This is a genomic window from Mucilaginibacter sp. UYNi724, from assembly GCF_054057495.1.
In genome coordinates this window covers 228,861-246,973 of the sequence record NZ_JBSRZI010000007.1, presented here as the reverse complement: position 1 = coordinate 246,973, position 18,113 = coordinate 228,861, and the positions used below count along the sequence as shown (strand labels likewise).

20 protein-coding genes are annotated in these 18,113 nt (G+C 42.7%); 12 read left to right on the top strand and 8 right to left on the bottom strand.

From position 1 onward, the window contains the following. Positions 1 to 10: 10 nt before the first annotated feature. Positions 11 to 1,552, top strand: a complete 1,542-nt coding sequence (locus tag ACVW0P_RS12730) for a hypothetical protein (protein ID WP_457132429.1) — start codon at positions 11 to 13, stop codon at positions 1,550 to 1,552. Between the two features lie 292 nt (positions 1,553 to 1,844). After that, entirely contained in the window at positions 1,845 to 2,156 is a 312-nt protein-coding gene (locus tag ACVW0P_RS12725; RefSeq protein WP_457132428.1) for a helix-turn-helix domain-containing protein, read from the top strand. Positions 2,157 to 2,857: 701 nt separating this feature from the next. On the opposite strand, the gene ACVW0P_RS12720 is transcribed toward ACVW0P_RS12725, so the two are convergent. From ACVW0P_RS12720 to ACVW0P_RS12705, 4 genes are all read right to left on the bottom strand, one after another. Further along, complete coding sequence (locus ACVW0P_RS12720; RefSeq protein ID WP_457132427.1) at positions 2,858 to 3,310, bottom strand: hypothetical protein; 453 nt, start codon at positions 3,308 to 3,310, stop codon at positions 2,858 to 2,860. Between the two features lie 18 nt (positions 3,311 to 3,328). After that, on the bottom strand, positions 3,329 to 3,727 hold the full coding sequence (locus ACVW0P_RS12715; RefSeq protein WP_457132426.1) for a hypothetical protein: 399 nt from the start codon (positions 3,725 to 3,727) through the stop codon (positions 3,329 to 3,331). Between the two features lie 133 nt (positions 3,728 to 3,860). Beyond that, positions 3,861 to 4,082 carry a hypothetical protein gene (locus tag ACVW0P_RS12710; RefSeq protein ID WP_457132457.1) on the bottom strand — a complete coding sequence of 74 codons (222 nt, stop codon included), beginning with the start codon at positions 4,080 to 4,082 and terminating at the stop codon, positions 3,861 to 3,863. After that, positions 4,070 to 4,381: a hypothetical protein gene (locus tag ACVW0P_RS12705; RefSeq protein ID WP_457132425.1), complete on the bottom strand. Its 312-nt coding sequence runs from the start codon at positions 4,379 to 4,381 to the stop codon at positions 4,070 to 4,072. The genes ACVW0P_RS12710 and ACVW0P_RS12705 overlap by 13 nt, the downstream gene beginning before the upstream one ends. A gap of 826 nt (positions 4,382 to 5,207) precedes the next feature. Between ACVW0P_RS12705 and ACVW0P_RS12700 the strand changes: the two genes are divergently transcribed. Beyond that, positions 5,208 to 5,393 (top strand): hypothetical protein, encoded by a 186-nt coding sequence (locus ACVW0P_RS12700; RefSeq protein WP_457132424.1) that lies wholly within the window; start codon positions 5,208 to 5,210, stop codon positions 5,391 to 5,393. Between the two features lie 32 nt (positions 5,394 to 5,425). Here the strand turns inward: ACVW0P_RS12700 and ACVW0P_RS12695 are convergent, their stop codons facing one another. The 3 genes from ACVW0P_RS12695 to ACVW0P_RS12685 all read right to left on the bottom strand — a co-directional run bounded on the left by ACVW0P_RS12695 (position 5,426) and on the right by ACVW0P_RS12685 (position 8,270). Beyond that, positions 5,426 to 5,848, bottom strand: coding sequence for a DUF4265 domain-containing protein (locus tag ACVW0P_RS12695; protein WP_457132423.1), 423 nt, complete (start codon positions 5,846 to 5,848; stop codon positions 5,426 to 5,428). Positions 5,849 to 5,854: 6 nt separating this feature from the next. Next, positions 5,855 to 7,093, bottom strand: coding sequence for an RHS repeat-associated core domain-containing protein (locus ACVW0P_RS12690; protein ID WP_457132422.1), 1,239 nt, complete (start codon positions 7,091 to 7,093; stop codon positions 5,855 to 5,857). Between the two features lie 199 nt (positions 7,094 to 7,292). Continuing rightward, a complete protein-coding gene (locus tag ACVW0P_RS12685) occupies positions 7,293 to 8,270 on the bottom strand; it encodes a hypothetical protein (protein ID WP_457132421.1) in 978 nt (325 codons plus the stop codon). A gap of 1,259 nt (positions 8,271 to 9,529) precedes the next feature. On the opposite strand from ACVW0P_RS12685, the gene ACVW0P_RS12680 reads away from it, so the two are divergent. Together ACVW0P_RS12680 and istB are read left to right on the top strand one after the other, a co-directional pair. Next, positions 9,530 to 9,730 (top strand): hypothetical protein, encoded by a 201-nt coding sequence (locus ACVW0P_RS12680; RefSeq protein ID WP_457132420.1) that lies wholly within the window; start codon positions 9,530 to 9,532, stop codon positions 9,728 to 9,730. 19 nt (positions 9,731 to 9,749) lie between these two features. After that, entirely contained in the window at positions 9,750 to 10,496 is a 747-nt protein-coding gene (gene istB / locus ACVW0P_RS12675; RefSeq protein WP_457132419.1) for an IS21-like element helper ATPase IstB, read from the top strand. Between the two features lie 687 nt (positions 10,497 to 11,183). Here the strand turns inward: istB and ACVW0P_RS12670 are convergent. Continuing rightward, positions 11,184 to 12,137: a hypothetical protein gene (locus ACVW0P_RS12670; RefSeq protein ID WP_457132418.1), complete on the bottom strand. Its 954-nt coding sequence runs from the start codon at positions 12,135 to 12,137 to the stop codon at positions 11,184 to 11,186. A 404-nt stretch (positions 12,138 to 12,541) separates the two neighbouring features. On the opposite strand from ACVW0P_RS12670, the gene ACVW0P_RS12665 reads away from it, so the two are divergent. From ACVW0P_RS12665 to ACVW0P_RS12635, 7 genes are read left to right on the top strand one after another with little or no spacing between them, the layout of a single operon-like run. Next, a complete protein-coding gene (locus ACVW0P_RS12665) occupies positions 12,542 to 13,507 on the top strand; it encodes a hypothetical protein (protein ID WP_457132417.1) in 966 nt (321 codons plus the stop codon). Next, a complete protein-coding gene (locus ACVW0P_RS12660) occupies positions 13,507 to 14,004 on the top strand; it encodes a hypothetical protein (RefSeq protein ID WP_457132416.1) in 498 nt (165 codons plus the stop codon). Before ACVW0P_RS12665 ends, ACVW0P_RS12660 begins: the two co-directional genes overlap by 1 nt. Positions 14,005 to 14,011: 7 nt before the next feature. After that, positions 14,012 to 14,602 (top strand): toxin-antitoxin system YwqK family antitoxin, encoded by a 591-nt coding sequence (locus tag ACVW0P_RS12655; RefSeq protein WP_457132415.1) that lies wholly within the window; start codon positions 14,012 to 14,014, stop codon positions 14,600 to 14,602. Further along, positions 14,545 to 15,885: a hypothetical protein gene (locus ACVW0P_RS12650; RefSeq protein WP_457132414.1), complete on the top strand. Its 1,341-nt coding sequence runs from the start codon at positions 14,545 to 14,547 to the stop codon at positions 15,883 to 15,885. Before ACVW0P_RS12655 ends, ACVW0P_RS12650 begins: the two co-directional genes overlap by 58 nt. Beyond that, positions 15,867 to 16,235: a hypothetical protein gene (locus ACVW0P_RS12645; protein ID WP_457132413.1), complete on the top strand. Its 369-nt coding sequence runs from the start codon at positions 15,867 to 15,869 to the stop codon at positions 16,233 to 16,235. The genes ACVW0P_RS12650 and ACVW0P_RS12645 overlap by 19 nt, the downstream gene beginning before the upstream one ends. Beyond that, positions 16,225 to 16,704: a PulJ/GspJ family protein gene (locus ACVW0P_RS12640; protein ID WP_457132412.1), complete on the top strand. Its 480-nt coding sequence runs from the start codon at positions 16,225 to 16,227 to the stop codon at positions 16,702 to 16,704. The genes ACVW0P_RS12645 and ACVW0P_RS12640 overlap by 11 nt, the downstream gene beginning before the upstream one ends. A 1-nt stretch (position 16,705) precedes the next feature. Continuing rightward, on the top strand, positions 16,706 to 17,854 hold the full coding sequence (locus tag ACVW0P_RS12635; RefSeq protein WP_457132411.1) for a type II secretion system F family protein: 1,149 nt from the start codon (positions 16,706 to 16,708) through the stop codon (positions 17,852 to 17,854). Positions 17,855 to 18,113: the final 259 nt, after the last annotated feature.

Genomic DNA, 18,113 nt, shown 5'->3' with positions numbered 1-18,113 from the left:
TGCGCGCCAGATGGCAGAACAAAGCCTGTATTTACCGGCCGGGAGATCAATTGATGATCTGGAAGCTTCGCTATCGCAGGGCTTGGTTTTTCCCGTGGTTTGGCAGCGCCTGATCGATCCGTTTAAAGAGATTGAAGAATACCATGTCATCGCCCATCAGCACAGTGGCGGGATGATCTATGAGATCGGCCATAGCCACAGATTGCTGGAATCTTTTGGCAGCCTGAGTGATGCCCGGACCTTTGTGGATAGTGCGGTACTGTTTAATCAACTGGCCGATAAGGGTACGGATTACCTGATCATCGGCCGTTATCATGGCCAGTCACTCGAACTTGATATGGAAGGTTATGCCGTACCACATTCCGGACTGACGCTGGTAGCTGCGCATCATAATCACGATCATGGCCATGACTATCACGAGCTGCATTCCCTGTCTGAAAAGGCAACGATCAGCCAGTATTTCTTTATCGGCCTTAAAGAAGAGAAGATAGCACTGTACAACGATATGCTGGAGCCTGCTTCGGTAGGGTCCAGGCAGCAGCCCTTTTACCCGACACATTTAGTAAACGATTATTTACCCTTTAAAAATTCAATTATTATGAACGAGCAAAGTTTTGATTATGTAAAGAACCAGTTGTTCTATCTGGGCTTTGGTGAGGAAGTCGCCAAACCATTACGCGAAAAAATGGAACAGAATGTTACGGAATTTCAGATACCCCACACCCGCAAATTCGGACAGGATGAAACCATGTCGGTACTGCATTTTTCCAAAGGAGATCAGAAAGATAAGGATATGACCTTTTTTAACCGGGCGGATATAACGCTCAAACAGCCCGGCAAGGAAGACCTGACGCAAACATTCTTCTTTGGAAAGGAACATAATTACACGCTGCAGGAGCGGTATAATATGATGGATGGACGTGCGGCGTACCGCGAACAACCTAAAATGGCCCCGGTTGAGGAAAACGGGGAAGTCAGGATGAAACCGACCGGTGAGACTTACTACGCCTGGAGAGGCCTGGATTTTAAGAATGCAGATCAGTACGGAAACTTCAATCCAAAGGTCATGTTCTGGAACCACCAGAAAGAAGTGAGCAAATACCCGATCAAGGGAATAGAGGAAAACTATGATAAGCAACGGCTGATCGCCAAACTGGAAAAAGGCAATAAGGTTGATGTGATCCTGGTTAGAGACGGTCATGAAACACAGGCTAAAATGGTTGCTAATCCCAGAATGGCACGTCTGGATTTCTATGACAGTAACGGCCAAAGCCTAAATGTGCGAAAGGCGGAAAAGCAGGCCGTTGACCAAACGCAAAAGGTGGAAATGACACCGCAGGAGGTTCAAAAGGCCGCTATAGCCCGCGTAGCTGAACAAAACCAAAATAAGGGTCAAAATCAAAATGGAGCTTCTGCGGCACAGTCAGGTGACCAAAAAGAGACCAATGGCCAAACACTCGAGCAATCCCAAAATGAAAACACAAAACAACATGTGTCCGCTGAACAGCAGGAGCAACAAACTAACCGCCGCAGGCAGGGTGCACGACTGTAAGTAATGGGAAGCTGCAAACCCTTAGCGATATTTTTTGAAGCCATCAGTCATGATGCGCGGATATGCAGTACTCATATCGGTTTGTTTGCGGCCATTTTGAATTTCTGGCAGGTCAACGGTTTTCCAAAACCGATGCAGGCCTATGCGCATGAGATCATGCCGCTGGCCAAAATATCAGCCAGCACTACATACCACAGATGTATCCGGGATCTGCATGATTTCGGGTACATCTTATATGAGCCTTCCTATAAAAGAAACGTGCGAAGCCGGATATATTTAAAATTAAGTGAGGATGGACAAATTGGAGATCATTTGCCTCGAAAGCGAAGCTTTTTTTAAACTGCTCGACGAGGTTATTAAACGGCTCAAACCGGGACAATCTGACACTAGTGACAGATGGATATCAGGGCCGGAAGCCATGCGGATGCTTAGGATTAAAAGCAAAGCAACATTGCAAAAAATGCGGGACGAAGGCGTTATTCGGTTTAGTCATCCTGAAAAACGGATCATACTTTACGATGTAGAATCGATCAATGCCTACCTGGAAGATTTCGTTTATGAGCCTTTTGATATGCCGCCCAACAAAAAGAGGAGGCTTATTTAGCTTCCTCTTTTGTTGGCTTTAGCGCGGCGACGAGTTACACATTAAAGTAATTAGGAAGCCTGTTTAAGTTTAGCTTCTTCTCCATGGTAATATGCGGAAATGCGGGCTAAAGCAGCTTCAAGTTACTCAGAGAACTTTTTTTGCCTTGCAGCCAGCTTGTTTGTTTGTTCTTTTATAAGCAGGTAATCCGTATTCCAAAGCTCTACCAGCAATCGCAGCAACTTCCTTCGGAGTTTGAAGCCCTTAATGAAGCCTCTGATTCCTCAGTGCTTCCCCGGCAAAACTGACCTATTATTCGATTAGGTGTTTAACCTCTTCCCATTAAGTATTTGTATTCGTTATTCGGTCAGGTTTTTTTTGAATAAAACTATAAACAAGCCAGGAAGCGATTGTTCTGGTGGTGTTATCCAATATCAACAGGCCTGCACTTAGATTGTATTCCTTAGGCAATCATTTGTTTATTATGAGCTGACAATCTTATATTAAGCAAATTATGATATCGACAGCAAGCGAGCTTGGTGGATTCAAAAACAACCTGTCCTTAACAAATTGTACTTGCGATTTTTCTATAGGATTCGAAAAAACACGCGGCAGATTTTAGAGCTGCAGCTGTTCATCTGCATGAAAGGGAAAGGTTATCATCCCGCAAAAAGGTGTTTCAATTAACTGGGTTTAATAGAAAAAATCACCGTTTACAATTGCTAAAGCAATTGACCATTTTTGTCTAAAGCAAAATTTTCACGGATAAATATGTCTATTAGGTTGACACCACCTTTGGTATCGGCATTATTTCTAGCGTTTTTACTATACAACATACGTTCATATTTCTTTTTATCCTGATTATAATTCAATAATGTATGTTTTTTAATACCATTGTAAACCTTAACATTATGATCTGATCTAAATATCAACCCATTAGTAATTTCTGGTGCGAAGAAGACAGTTATATTATTATCATTGGCTGTTTCTATGAAATCATTAGCCGGCTTTAAAATTCCGTAATATTTACCCGGAATTATGTAACAGACTTTACCATAAGTTTTCCAAACGGTTACACATCCAGCATCTTTTAAACAATAAAAATTTCTCTTTTCTCCGGCGCCTATAAATAAAATAATAGCTGCTATAACAATTATAAATATTGGTTTCTTCATGATTAATCTATATGTGATTTAATGTGCTGGAAATGGCTTTTCCAAAGTTCCTACACTCATCCAGGGATGTGCAGCTTCGTAAGCTGCAGCACCCATTCTAAATCCCATTCTTTGCGCAGATTGCGAAGTTTCACCTTCCAGGGAAAGACCGCGGTCTTGTATGCTTTGTAATGCATCAAAGCCTATTCTTGTTTGAGCCCAGTTTAGTCCATGGTACGCTGCCTCGAATCCTGCGCCAATATTGCCAATGTCTCTTGCACTGGCAATCGTAGGTATTCCGTTTTTATTCCCTAATCCAGGAATATCATCTACCGGCATGCCACGATACATATATTGTTCCAACGTTTGTCCGACAGGTCTATTTTTGATATTGTTTGTTTTAAAATCAAGCACTTGTCCTCCAGTCGCGTTTGCCATGTATCCAGGCAAATTTATACTACCTTTTTTTGTCAAATTAAACCGTTTAGAAAGCTTTCGCCCCGGTGACTCCACAACTTGATGATTGCACCTTTAACCGTTTGCCCATTATCACTAATGTAGGATCGGTCTGTTACGGTCTTTGCAATAATCTCTCCGGTTCTTTTGCCCTTACTATTTTGGACATATACGTTTTTATCGCCATCAGCCGTTGCCGCAACAACCGTGTAAGTTCCATTGTCATCTTTGTCACATCGGTCGAAAACATACCATCAGGATCAATAAATCTTAAGGGGTTATTTAATCCATAAACGTAACTGGAAAACCTACGTGTTTTTTCTGCTAAGGGGTCGATACTGGTCCATCTTGCGATAACCGGGTCGTAGAACCTCGCGCCATAATCGTATTGGTCACCGCATTTATTTCACCGTTTTCCTGGTTTTCGGTTTGCACTTTTTGGGTGCTATAAAGAACGTTTGTTAGGGTAAAGATAAGTGTTAGTTTTGCTTTTGCAAGGCCGTGGGTGCGTTGGTTTTTTTGGTGGGGTTGGTGGTGGATGGTATGGTTAAGCTGACCATCTGTTACCGCAAAGGTAGCCTCCGAAGTGAAAGCAGTTAAGGGACTTTCGCGGCATAAACCCACTGGGCCTTTCACGTACCGCCCATTTATTCCACGTTCCCTTGACAGCTTCCACTTCTCCCGCTTTTGGTTGCTTAACAGAAGATCACCTGAACCCCTATGCTCTTATTTTAGATATGTAGATATACGGGCTTCAATTTTAGCCTATAAGGAGCAAGTTTGTGTTTTTGTGTCCACAAAAACTACCACGATGCCTTACGGCTCGTGGTAAACCTGCCTTTGCGCCCGGTGGTTGCAAAGGTCTTTCCTGGGGTTCCCCCGGCGACTTCGGAGCAATGGGGCAAGATCGATTGTCATACAATCGTTTATCTTGCTAAATGCCAAAACGCATTTTCTCGGCCTGGCTGCAAGATCTGTTTGTGGCACAAATGTACATCTTGCTATTTTGGAAAAAGCAATTTATCGAGCGTAAAAAAGGGAGACGTTTTCGGGCTGGATGTAAGCATGGGTAGTGGGTGGATCTGTGCGGCTTGCATCCGGTACGTAAACGATCCAACGGGGGTTTGGGGGCTTTGGGAGATAGCCCCCAATTAAACAAAAGGCCTCCATGTGTGGGGGGATCAAGCTTGTTATTACCCGTTGTGTAAACCATCATATTAACAGCCCCGCCAGGGTGCTGTCTTCCTTTCTGCTATTTATATCACTTATTTTTGTTTTACTTTTGAATTTGATAGCAGTTTAACTACTTTTCAGTATGACTTTAGGGCAACAGATAACCGCATTACGTAAGAAAAAAGGGATTTCCCAGGCTGATTTGGGCAAGCGTGTGGAAACATCAGGCGATATTATCGGCAGGTAAGAACGCGACGAAGTTAAACCCTCTATCGAGGTGGTTATACGTATGGCCGATGCCCTGGAAGTTTCTTTGGATTTTCTTGTTGGTAAAACTGATATGGAATTGGACAGTTCCACACTTAACCGCATTCGTGAAGTTACCGCACTACCTGATGAAGATAGAAAGCAGGTCCTTATGGTCGTAGATGCACTTATTCGGGATTTTAAAGCTAAAAAAGCATATGCGCATTAAACAACAAAGCCCCGGTTAAAGGGCTTCGATATTTAAGCGTCATGAGCCAAACAAGACTCTTCATAATTCCAAACCCCGTTCAATTCTCCTTGGTAGAGGTATTGTTTTATAATCTTGTAATCTATTTCCGAAGGAACATCGACAGATATTAAGATTGATATATTACTAAGCTCTGAATCACAGCCCATTTCTTTTAGTTTATTTCTGGTAGATTGAACATCATCTCTATTATTGAATAATATTCTTATAGTACTGTGACCTGATTCTTCAATTAGCCCTGTAACATATAATTCTCCATTCCGTTCATCAACACTTACAACATCTCCTAATGCGTACCCTAATGTATAAAACAAGATATTGTCTAATTTATAGCCATCTGACGTTTTTACAGCCCAAGCACTTTCTAAAGCATATTGATCATCAGCATCATTGTATTCAAATATTATTTTTCCCATAAACTATTATTGTCCTTGAGGTTTGGGTGTAGGTACTTTGTTGCTTTTTTCGATATTACATCCCCCACATACTACTTGTCCATTTTCAGCAGTGCCGCTACCCCCATTAGATTTTGGATCTATATGATCAACATGAGTATCAGTGGTAGGCAGCGTAACTCCTTTTTGCGATTTTTGTGGTTTTGTTGTGTTTACTCCGCAACCTTGACAAACCGTATTACCTCCATTTTCTTCTTTGTTCTTTTCTTTAACTTTTTGCTTCTCTCTCGGCGTAAAGACTTTACCAGGCCTGCTCCCTGGTAAAGCTTGTGGTCTTGCTTGAACAATAACAGGTGGTTTTATTCTAACCGGCGTATTTACAAAAGTAGCATCACGACGTACAACTAAACTTGAACTATTTACAGATCGGCCACTTTCTAAATTATTAAGTATAATTGCTCCAGTAGTAAGGGCTGTGACATTCGCCGTTACTGCTGTTGAAATTCCTAAGGCTTCACCAATTATAGCTAAGCCTTCTACAATTTCTGGAAAAATTAAACAAGGAAAACAATTTCCGTCAGGATCAGTCCTACTGATAGGATTATTTCCAACATAAGCATAAGGTGACAGATAAATTTGCTCTGGATGCTCGGCCAATGCGTCAACCGTAGTAAATCTCCCTATTACAGGGTCATAGAGCCGTGCGCCATAATCGTATTGGGTCAGTTCTTCCTGCAGCTCTTTCTTATTGTAAAGATACTTATTTTGAGGACTTACAACAGGGCCTACATGGGCATTCAGTCCGAACGGATAATAATCATCTTCGCTTACCTTGCCGCTTGTCTGGTCAAAGGTTACCCGGTTATTGCCAAGGTGGTCGGTCAGTGTGTATTCATAGTTGTAGTTATTCCCGCTTCTGATCGCCCTGCCTTCTTCTGTCTGGATAAAGTCTATCGCTGTTCCCGTGTAATGGATGCCTGCCACATATTCTGTGATCGTTCCATTGCTTATTTTCCGCAGTTTGGTGCCCCCTGCATCGTAAACATAGCTCATGTTCTTGCCCGGTACTTCATGCGGCAGGTTCAGCATATTATAGGTAAAGGCATTGCCCTGCCCGTCGCTGGTAGCATTACCATTATTATCATAACCGTAACTGCGAAAAGCTGCGCCTCCTTTGGTGACCGTGGTTAACTGGTTACCACTATAGGTATAAGCCAATGTAGCGGCATTGGGTGCTGTACGGTTTAGGGAATTAATATTGCCCATCAAGTCATAACTGATGCCTGTTTCGCTAAAGCCGCTACTGCTTGTTCCGTCGGTCAGGCGTAACTATTCGGATCGCGCTGAATTGTTTGGGCTGAAGCGACACCAATTAGATACAGTACTAATGTTAAGGAAAGGCAAAAAGTTTTTATATTCATGATTATGCTTTACATATTAATTATAGTTTTATAGGAAAATGCTATTATAAACGCTTCTTTTTTTTCTCAGCAGCTTCCAACTTTTCTATTCTCTTGTTCTGCTCAATCAGATATAAGGTAAGTTCTTCCACCTTTTTGGTAAGTAATTTATTCGTTTCACCCAGATTCAGTCCATCCTTTTCTACTTGTGCAGCAGACGGCATCTCCGGTAAATGATGGTTCTTATCAATGTATTCCTTAACCTCGGTAAGTGGTGGTAGGTTATAGCTTTTGTGGAAAACATAATCCGGCCATTGATTATATACCTTGACTGTTACTGAAGTTGCAATGACGTTACCATTAACCGCCAGTTTGTAACCGATAGGAAGGGTCGTTGTTCCAATGCCTACAACATCATTAAAATAATTCGTTCCGGCAGCAGAATATACGGCATAATTTGTCGCGCCACCTGAAGCCGTAAAATATCCGCCATAGGCTGTGGCTGTGTTAACTGTTGTTGCTTTTCCATAAACACCGTAAGAGTTAGATATCTCGCCGCCAGCAGTCGTATTGGCAACCTCTCCATATAAACCATAACTGGATATGTTGCTCGCGGTGGAAGCCCCTGTTTCCCCAGTAATAATGAACCGTCCACCAAAATAAGATGTGGTTGTGGATCCAGATAAGCGGGATAAAATAGTATTACTATTAATGCCAATAACAGGCGAAGGCCCTGTTCCTAAACCAGAAGCACTAACATCTAAACCATAAATAGTTTGAGTAGAACCTGATGCCGGTGCGGTAGCGGCAACGATCTGCGCACCATAGATTGTAGTTCCGTTGCTGCTGCCGGAGCCGTTAGCGGTAACTTTCAGTCCTGTGCCACTTGACCCGCTTGGAAACTGTTTATAAACTTCTAAAGGACTCGCGGGACTTATTGTGCCTATCCCAACATTACCTGTAGTAGGCCAGGGATTTGAATTTTGGGCGGATGCATAGTTAGCAAGTCCAAACAATGCCATCAGGCAGATCGTCTTTTTCATGAAGTGTAAGGTTTAGTATAATGTCCGTTAAATAACGCTCTTCCAGACTTCATAAAAATAAATAAATATTTGATAAAACAATTTTAAATATAATCATTAACTATAGCAATCATCATGTGATCAAGTGAGTAAGTATACGGCGAGTCGTCCTGCGAGTTGAGCGAGGGTCTGAGCAGAGGAAGTACGCAGTACGACTGCTCAGTATGCTCACAAAAAACTGGCGGTGCATTTGAGTTGTTGGCCTGCGCTGTTGCCTTTCAAATGCTGTGACAGTTGAGCAGCCCGAGCGATGGCGCAGGCGAGCCTAACAATATGAGCGAATAGACTTTTATATGTAGAGCGAAAACAAAGCTTTAGCGTCGTTACAGCGATGCGTTTAAAAGGATAGCAAGAGCGAATATGTAGTGGCGACTCTCCGAAAATCAAAACGCATGACAAGCCGGCCGCGACGGTTAAGTGTTAATATGCTTTGAAAAAGCTTATTGATGCTTAACGAAGCTTGGCGTGATGGTTTGATGAGGTTAGAGCCACGTAACTCAAAGGAATACTGCATAAACAATATAGTGTTTACCATTCCCCTTAACGAGAATTTCGAAATTCTGCGATTGTGCTGGATTTACTTAAATAACTGCTATTCCTTCAAACTTTGCAGAAAGTGGTTCGGAATAGTACCGTAAGTTTTTCTCAAGCTGTGCGAACCACGTTGGTACTCAAACTAAGTGAATTTAACACAATATTTGATTCAGCTGCTTCAAATCTATCACCAATTGGTTCGAAAATAATCCAGTTAGGTAAGCGTTTGATGAATTTCCTGAATGGATTCGAACCATAATTATATCGCAGCAAAAATTTGGAAATCGGTCAACAAACGGTTCAATAATAGTCCTGCTGGGGCTACCTTAGAATCAGGCAGTTACGTTAGATCGTGGCTGCCTTTCTTTTTTCTGTTAAAGTATTGTTAACGTTTTTTTAGCTTTTCTTTGGCTTAAATAAAAATACGAAATTTCTGTTTAATTTACAATGGCTTTAGCTTCACTTTATAGGTGCTGTTGGTAGATTGCTTCTGCTCTACGCTGCACTCAAGCATAGCCTCTTTTAGGAAGTGTGAAAGGTTTTGATTTTTCGGCTATATCACAGTTACTCCAGACTGTTTAACAGTCAATGATACTCGCTCCATTCTTTTAAAATTTTCATTTTATCTCCTTAAGATACTGGACAGGAAGCAACACCCGGAGCAGGCCTACAAGTCCTGCCTGGGTGTGCTTGGCTTCGCCAAGAAAGCCGGGAATGAGCGCTTAACGATGGCCTGCCAGCGTGCGCTCAGCTACGGTATCCATAACTATAAAACGATACAAACCATCCTGGAGAACAAGATGGACGGCTATGAGGAAAGCTTGCTTGCCGACGAGCTCCCGATGCCTAACCATGATAATATCCGGGGAAAAGACTATTACAAATAACCATTAAACAACAAATAACATGAACACAAGTACACTAGACAAACTGCGGAAGATGAAGTTCTTCGGTATGCTCCATGCCTTCAAAAGCAGCATGGAAACGGGTAAAACGAATGATTACACAGCGGATGAGCTGCTGGCCCACCTGGTAGATGCAGAGTGGAACGACCGGCAAAACAGGCGTATCGAACGAACGATACAATATGCCAAGTTCAGCTATAAAGCCTCTGTAGAGGACGTTCATTACCATGCCGACCGAAGCATCGACCGGAACCAGATCATGCGCCTGGCAGACTGCACCTTCATTGACCGCAATGAAAACATACTGGTTACCGGCAGCACAGGTATCGGTAAAAGCTATGTGGCTTCTGCCATCGGCTATCAGGCCTGTATGCTGGGCTACAGGGTGTTTTATGCCAGTACGCCTAAGCTATTCGCTAAACTGAAAATGGCTAAGGCAGACGGCTCCTATATCAAAGAACTCGCTAAACTGGAAAGGACACAGCTGCTCATCCTGGATGACTTCGGTATCCAGCCTTTTGATGCACAAAGCAGGGCTGCACTAATGGAACTGATTGAGGACAGGCATGGCAAGACCTCGCTGATTATTACCTCGCAACTACCGGTAAGCAAATGGTTTGAAGTGATCGGTGAAAAAACGGTTGCTGATGCGATCCTGGACCGGATTGTTCATGATGCGCACCGCATCGAACTAAAGGGAGAATCCATGAGAAGCAAACGTAACGTTGGACCGGAAACCAGCTACTAATGAAAATACCTTTAAGATAACTATTTTTGTACACGCTTTTATAGCGTTTGCTGCACGCCCCACGTCAGCTAATTGCCTGGTCAGTTTGGCACGGAATCAGGTGGTCAACATCTCCATAACATACACAATTACCATTGACCGCTATTACTTAGAAAATTTAGATCCCCATTCCACCAATTGGTTCAATATTCGTATATGAGGGGTCGCGAACAATGTGGTTCCCCTAACAGTTAGCCGGGCAGCCGGTGGAGTCGAACCAATGCCTACATTGCCGGTGTTGAATTATAAATAATATCGCCGGATAGTTTTACATGACCGTAAGAATATTGCACGCCCGCCAGGCAAAAAAAGGCCGGAGTGAAATCTCATAAGTTTGTAACGGGATAAGTCTTTTGAGCGTAACTATCGATATTATGATAAATAGATATCATTGCGGTATTAAACAAAGAATCGAAGTAAATGTTATTACTCGAACTACTAATAATTAAACACACCAATGCATGTTAAAGGGCTTTAAACTTAATTAAGGATACTCAACGGTATTTCTACGGATTTCTTGTACTATCATAACTAGAGGTAGAATATAGTGTACTCAACGAAACTTATATTTACGTATACTTCTCGTGAATAGCTTTAAAAACTTTTGCCGATCTGATCAGATTCACGTAGAAGGAAAGTTATTCCTTTTCATCTTGCGGGGTTAGCTGTCTTTTTTTTAAGCTCCAATGCCTTTACACGAACCACAAGTTTCCTTCCCGCCGCACGTTCAGCCTTTAACGCTTTATCAGCTGCTATCATATACAACGTCAGTTCCTCAATCTTCTGAAGCAGCAACTTATTCATCTCCCCTACGTTAAGTCCATTATTGATCATTTCCTTTTCTGACGGAATTTCAGGTAAATGGTGGTACTTGTCAACATATTGTTCAATCTCCTTGAGATCTGTCAGTTTGTAATCTTTCTTAAAAACATGATCTGCCCAGTTGTTTAAATCAACATTAACCTGTTTTGCATGAAGGCTACCGTTCACAGCAAGCCGGTACCCGTTGGGATTGAGGGTACCAATACCTACGTTACCATTAGTTATGCCGATCGGATATACGCCCTGGTAAGACGGGTTTGAAGGTAACACACCACCCCAGTTAGGAGGGAATGCTCCGGTACCTGAAAAGCTAGCAATTATCTCGTTCCCTGCATTCCTATTCGCTACGTTACACAAAAGATATACTATGGTCATATCTGAACTAAAAGCCAGTCTAAAACTAGACATCACAATTGAATTACCATAAGAAACGTCACTTAGTACTGATAAAGAACTGGCAGCGTCGTACTGCGTAGCATTAACCAATAAGTTAACCGTCTGAATCCGGTTAGGGGCTTCAAACGAAACGGTGTATGTACCTTTAATCCTGCTGCCGCTAGCAATAACAACCGCACCGTCAGTAGTTACCGGAAAAGACTTTATTTCACTGACGATCCTGCCATTCAAGGCCAGAGAGCCGTTAACATCCAATTTTCCTACAGGATTTGCGGTCCCAATGCCCACAGTATTCGTTGTTGAAGTCGTAGAGCCGGACGTTGTCCACTGGGCATTGGCTATGAATGATAAACAAACAATTAGGATGGAAAGTATTATTTTCATGTGAGGTTGATTAGGTGGTTTTATATATATTAAATGCTTGGGCTCCTGGCATACAGACTAAATTTAGAAAACATAATGCAGAGCACTGTTTTAGGAGTTCTATATTAAAAAAAATAATGCCGTTAAGCACTCTACTATCAACTGTGGCCATTGGGATAAATTTAGTTTGACTAAACTAAGTGTTAAATAGTCTTGTTGCAAGAAATATTAGATATTGGATAAAAAAGCACACAACACAAGTCACTCTCAACCGCGAAACTCACAAATCGATTTAGAAATTATAAAACATATTCAGGCATTCAATAATGATGGCATTAATTATAATACCTCATATTAACCGCTTTTATTGAGTACGTTTGATTTATTGGCTGGACTTTAACAGATAAACATTACTTTAGTGCTGCATGAAAAATGTCACCCAACGCCTTTTATTCACACTGTTTTGTTTTTCTTTTTTAGGGCTCAGTTCCTGTAAAGATTTCATTGAGCCGTCTTTAAATAAGCGTGTTATCCGGCCACGCTCGCCAGCTTCGAACTATCAAAGTCCCAAATACACGCTTAACTTTTGGTGGGACGAAGTGGAGGATGCTGGTTTTTATCAATTACAGGTGGTGACCCCCGACTTTGACGCGCCGGGCAATTTGCTCCTCGATACGGTTGTTGCAAAGAATTCATTTTCTATTAACCTTGATCCTGGAGATTACCAATGGCGGGTCCGAGGATTAAACGGCAGTTCGCAAACAGAATTCAGTGCGCCGATTAGCTTTGGCGTTTTGCAGTCGTCCATTAAACAACAGGCCGTACAGCTGGTTTCGCCGGCCAATATCACGGTTACCAACATCTCCGCTGCAACCTTTGTATGGGGCAGCCTTTTTGGGGCAACAAAATATCATTTTCAGTTAGACACCAATAATTTTGTTAATGAGGGTGCCATTCTTTACGACGTTAGTTTACCAGGGCAACAGATCGTTTATACTTTTTCAAAAGACCAAACTTTTCAATGGCGGGTCCGTGCAGAAAACGATACTGCTCAAGCCAGGTGGTCCCAGGTCAACCAGGTTGTTTACGATCATACGCCACCTGAAACAGTGACTCTGTCGGCACCCCTTAGCGGAAGCACAGTAAGCAGACCGGTAACACTGCAGTGGACGGCCGTGAAGGGTGCAGTTAAATATAAAGTTTATGCACTGAAGTCTGACTCCGCATCCAACTACGATGAGAACTTCCCGCTCACGTTAACCAATACTTTAAGTTACGGTTTTAAGTCAGGAACAGCTAATGAAAAGGTATACTGGCAGGTCGCCGCAATCGACGCCGCAGGGAACGAAGGCCTAAAAAGCTTAGTCAGGCACTTCATTATCCAGCAGTGATGAGTAAGAAAGTAATTATCAATATTGTCTTGGGAATTGTAGTAGTTGGCATATGGGCAAATAGTATAAAAGGAATCATCAGCGGACTAAATGAAGATGAGCCGGATCTTCCACAAGTTAAGTTGACCGGCAAAAATCCACCATTCAATGATTATGCAGTAATGAAGGACACCGCACATCTTGCGTTAAATTACCGGGATCCATTTCATGTTGGGTCGGTGAAAACAGTAAAGGACACCTCCAGGAAACCTGTAAGATCATTAATGCCTGAGACCAGGAATTTACTTAAGGTGACCGAGGATCTGAGCAATATTAAATATTCGGGATTTATCAACAACCCTTCATCGAAAAAAACGATTTCGGTGTTGAGCATCAATGGCAAAAGCACCATGGTGGCAGACGGTGAGCGTGCAGAAGGCATCAAGATGGTACGCAACATGGGGGATTCCATTAAAATTATTTACAAAAACAAGGTCCATTTTATCAAGCGAAGCTAGTCATCATATGAGAAGAACTTTATTTTTAGCTTTTATGTTCAGCTGCACTTTGGCAGCGGCACAGCATATTCCTGATTATGGGATTAACCGGGTGCGCCTAAATGAGGAAGATCGAACGCTGCTGTTTGAAACCATCCCTCTCGGCAGTCTACCTAACGCGGTACCGGGTAGGATCTACTTTTGGTACAGCGGTGGAAGGATCCTGCATACGCAAGGTGGCTACAGCGGAAAATTGCTGAATGGTTTGTACAGGTCCTATTATTCGAACAAAAATTTGATGGAAGAAGGGGCATTCAGCAAAGGCCTGCAAGATGGGATTTGGAAAAAATGGAATTTATCCGGCTTGCTGACCGAGGTTACTATCTGGCAGAAGGGGATCCAAAACGGACCATTTCAAACTTTTGACAGCACTGGTGTAATCTTAAGTTCAGGCAGCTATTATAAAGGCTTATTGAACGGGCACTTTAAACGGTATGTCACCAGGGATTCCGTCGTAACCAGTTATTATAAAAATGGGATAATCACGCAACCAGTGTCTTTGTGGAAAAAACTCAACCTGTTCCGCAGGAAGAAAAAGGCAGATTCAAAAGCGCTATGATCCCTCGGTTGTTTTTTTACAAAAAGATGGCGGCGTCAGCGTTGTATATTGTGGTAATCATGGCACTGGTTATTGCCATTTTTTGTGTGACTATGATCACGGCAGCCTATTTTTTCCGTATGCAGGCACAGATTGAAACCAGGAGTGAGCGTTTGGAAAACAATCTGAATTCCGGTATTAATCTTTTGCTTACCGGGGGGGACAGCGTTTACACCGGACGAAGAATGGACCTTTTTGGACTTGGCAACGATTCGGTACTGCTGGAGAAAAAGACCTGGGGCATTTTTACCGTTGGCATCGCTAAAGCCATCATCCAAAAAGACACTCTTTATAAAGTCCTGATGATTGCCAACCAGCTGGATTCTACTAAATGGTCGTCGGTTCACCTGGCAGATGAGGACCGCCCGCTTTCTGTGAGCGGTCAAACAGAAATTGCCGGCAATGCTTTTTTGCCTAAATCCGGTATCCGGGCAGCATTCGTAGATAATAGGGCTTATACCGGTGACCGTAAGTTTGTCAACGGCCATATTTACGACAGCGAAAAGAAGTTACCGCCACTAAAGATCACCCTACTTGACCACTTGCATGCACAATTGGCAGCAGAGGCCGGGACTCTTGATGTATTTGTTAAAAAGAGAATCTTTAGGTCGTATCTACAAAAAACGCTGGTCATCAACCTAGGCAAAAAAGCATTTACATTGTCCAACCTCAATCTTACGGGCAACGTTCATATACACTCAGATACTACCTTGGTCATTGACAGCTCTTTTCACTGTAAAAACATCATAATTGATGCTCCGGCGATGATCTTTCGCCCCGGCTTTTCAGGGAACGGGCAATTTTTTGCAAGGGACTCGATTTCGACAGGCATGAACTGCCACTTTATGTACCCATCCGTTTTGGGCCTCGTTCGGTTTCAGCAATCCAAGGAAAACAGTCATGCGTTGATCCGGATTGGCTCCGGTTCTGAAATGAACGGATTGGTGTTTGTTTTTGAGCAGCAGGATAACGAACTTAAGCCGATGATTGCCCTTAATAAAAAGGTTTTGTTGCGCGGGGAGGTTTACTCTCCGGGAAATTTACTGTTACAGGACAGTGTCCAAGTAAAAGGCAGTCTAAGCACTAAAAGATTTCTTTATCAAAGTGCGTATAGCACTTATGAAAATTACCTGATTAACCTGAGTGTCCGTTCGACGGATTTATCGAAAGATTACTTAACCAGCCCGGTGCTACCAGCAAGCGGACCGGAGCAAAAAGTATTGCAATGGCTGGAAAACAATTAATTTTGAACACTAAACTGATAGCCTCCAGCATCTTGGAGACCGTAGTGGCCATGGTGATTATAGTGGTGGTCTTTAGTACGGCCATGGTCATATTAGCCAATGTGCTAAAAGGTTCCGTGTCGGTTACCCAAATTCGTGCAGCAGCTTTATTGAAAGAGCAGATGGAAAAGACAGTAGCCTCGACAAGGTGTGATGATTTAACTTTTAATTCAGGGGATATAGAGGTTAGGCAGGTAATTCTTCCCTTAGCCGGTCATACCGGTTTAGTTCAGGTAAACCTGATTGCGGTTGACCGTAAAGGAAGAAAACTGGCAGAATTACATCAGATTATCAAGGATCATGCGGAGTAACGTTAAATTAGCCGCGTTTACCATCCTGGAGATGGTGATCACTATGATGGTATCAGCCCTGCTTATCGGTCTTGCTTTTACCGCTTATGTGATCGTGTACCGATCTTACCTGGCTTTTGAAAAAAAGAACGGAGAGACAAGCATTATCATCCAACTGAGCAAAACGCTGCAACGGGACTTTGCGCGCAGTCGCCGTGTTTGCACAAGACCTGACGGCTTGGTGATATACGGGCAGGATTCAATCTTCTATGAATTCCGGAATGACTACATGCTACGCAGAAGCGCCCGTTCGGACACTTTCCATGTGGAAATCCAGAATTTAGAAATGACGTTCGAGAATAAGCTTTTGACGACCTCGTCCGCGGACAGCTTGGTTGACCGGCTTTTTTTTCAATTGTTACTCCGTAAAGACACCATACCATTTAGCTATCGTAAATTTTACAGTTCGGAAGAACTCTTTAATAATTAATATGCCATTAATAGACCTCAGCGGATACGAGAAAAAGAAGCCGGCCAGATCAAATGAGCAGGACATGGGCAACCGGATCAGTGCTTTTTTCAATAGGGAAATCACATTGGGAGGAAATGGTCTGCCGGACCAGAAAAAAGAATTTCTTTACCTGGAGCTTGGTTCGTTATTGATGGCAGGCATCGACTTTAGCAGCGCGATTGAACTGGTCACCGCGGATCAACGTAAGGAAAAGGATAAGTTGTTATTTGAGACGGTCCGGAGCGCTGTACTGGAGGGTGCGGCATTTTCGGATGCTTTAGGTAAGACCGGAAAATTTTCGCTTTACGAAATTTACAGTTTACAGATCGGCGAGGAAACAGGCAAATTAACCGAGGTACTTCTTGATCTGGCGGCTTTTTTTAAGAACAAAATCAAACAGCGGCGTACAATCATTTCTTCCCTAACCTACCCGGTCATCGTATTAAGTGCATCGATGGGGTTGCTGCTGTTTATGATCCATTTTGTGGTGCCGATGTTCGGAGATATTTTTAAACGCTTCGGCGGGGAACTGCCTTGGATCACCCAAAGGATTATTGCATTTTCTGAAGCTGTTCAAACCGGCTTCTTACCTTTCCTGATAATTCTGGCTATCCTATTCACCATGTATTATAGAGTTAAAAACACCCTGACTTTTCGTAAATTATCTTCAAGAATGCTGCTAAAGCTGCCGCTGGTGGGCAATCTGGTTCAAAAGGTTTACCTCGCACGCTTTGCGAATTCGATGCGGCTGCTGATCAATGCAAAACTACCCCTGTTACGCGCGATAGCACTTTGCCGGCAGATGATCGGATATTATCCCATCCAGGTTTCGTTGGAGCAGGTAGAAGAAAGCGTTTTGCATGGCGCATCCCTTCATGAAAGCCTAAAAGGTTTTCGGATCTATCCGCCTAAAATGATCCAGTTAATCAAAGTAGGCGAAGAAACCAATAAACTCGACCACTTTTTTGGCTGGGTAGCCGACCAGTATATCACGGAAGTAGAGTACAAAACCTCCACGTTAAGTAACGCCATGCAACCTTTGATCATCATTTTTCTTGGGGCGATCGTTGCGGTAATCCTGATCGCTTTGTATTTACCGTTGTTCCAGATGAGCAATAATTTGCAATAGATGAATAAAAGGTTGTACGGCAAATAAAATTCGAAAAATCGTTATTTAATTAAAGTTGTAGTGCGTAGGTTTTATGTTTGGACTGTGCATCCACCAAATAATTATGCATGCTGAAGGCCTTTAGGAATAATAAACGATCCCCAACTTTATCCATAGATTCTCGGTACTGGTATAACACAGAGATAGACAACATAATAATCTAATTGAAACTTTATATTAAGAATGCCTCTTTTGACCAGACCTAAAATTCATGCCGAGC

What these genes read in the sequence shown, in the direction of transcription:
- ACVW0P_RS12670 (WP_457132418.1), bottom strand. Translation starts at nt 12,137, where the DNA reads ATGAAAATAATACTTTCCATCCTAATTGTTTGTTTATCATTCATAGCC.
- ACVW0P_RS12685 (WP_457132421.1), bottom strand. Translation starts at nt 8,270, where the DNA reads ATGAAAAAGACGATCTGCCTGATGGCATTGTTTGGACTTGCTAACTAT.
- ACVW0P_RS12700 (WP_457132424.1), top strand. Translation starts at nt 5,208, where the DNA reads ATGGCCGATGCCCTGGAAGTTTCTTTGGATTTTCTTGTTGGTAAAACT.
- istB (WP_457132419.1), top strand. Translation starts at nt 9,750, where the DNA reads ATGAACACAAGTACACTAGACAAACTGCGGAAGATGAAGTTCTTCGGT.
- ACVW0P_RS12640 (WP_457132412.1), top strand. Translation starts at nt 16,225, where the DNA reads ATGCGGAGTAACGTTAAATTAGCCGCGTTTACCATCCTGGAGATGGTG.
- ACVW0P_RS12695 (WP_457132423.1), bottom strand. Translation starts at nt 5,848, where the DNA reads ATGGGAAAAATAATATTTGAATACAATGATGCTGATGATCAATATGCT.
- ACVW0P_RS12690 (WP_457132422.1), bottom strand. Translation starts at nt 7,093, where the DNA reads ATGGGCAATATTAATTCCCTAAACCGTACAGCACCCAATGCCGCTACA.
- ACVW0P_RS12655 (WP_457132415.1), top strand. Translation starts at nt 14,012, where the DNA reads ATGAGAAGAACTTTATTTTTAGCTTTTATGTTCAGCTGCACTTTGGCA.
- ACVW0P_RS12665 (WP_457132417.1), top strand. Translation starts at nt 12,542, where the DNA reads ATGAAAAATGTCACCCAACGCCTTTTATTCACACTGTTTTGTTTTTCT.
- ACVW0P_RS12720 (WP_457132427.1), bottom strand. Translation starts at nt 3,310, where the DNA reads ATGAAGAAACCAATATTTATAATTGTTATAGCAGCTATTATTTTATTT.
- ACVW0P_RS12645 (WP_457132413.1), top strand. Translation starts at nt 15,867, where the DNA reads ATGGCTGGAAAACAATTAATTTTGAACACTAAACTGATAGCCTCCAGC.
- ACVW0P_RS12730 (WP_457132429.1), top strand. Translation starts at nt 11, where the DNA reads ATGGCAGAACAAAGCCTGTATTTACCGGCCGGGAGATCAATTGATGAT.
- ACVW0P_RS12725 (WP_457132428.1), top strand. Translation starts at nt 1,845, where the DNA reads ATGGACAAATTGGAGATCATTTGCCTCGAAAGCGAAGCTTTTTTTAAA.
- ACVW0P_RS12715 (WP_457132426.1), bottom strand. Translation starts at nt 3,727, where the DNA reads ATGGCAAACGCGACTGGAGGACAAGTGCTTGATTTTAAAACAAACAAT.
- ACVW0P_RS12635 (WP_457132411.1), top strand. Translation starts at nt 16,706, where the DNA reads ATGCCATTAATAGACCTCAGCGGATACGAGAAAAAGAAGCCGGCCAGA.
- ACVW0P_RS12660 (WP_457132416.1), top strand. Translation starts at nt 13,507, where the DNA reads ATGAGTAAGAAAGTAATTATCAATATTGTCTTGGGAATTGTAGTAGTT.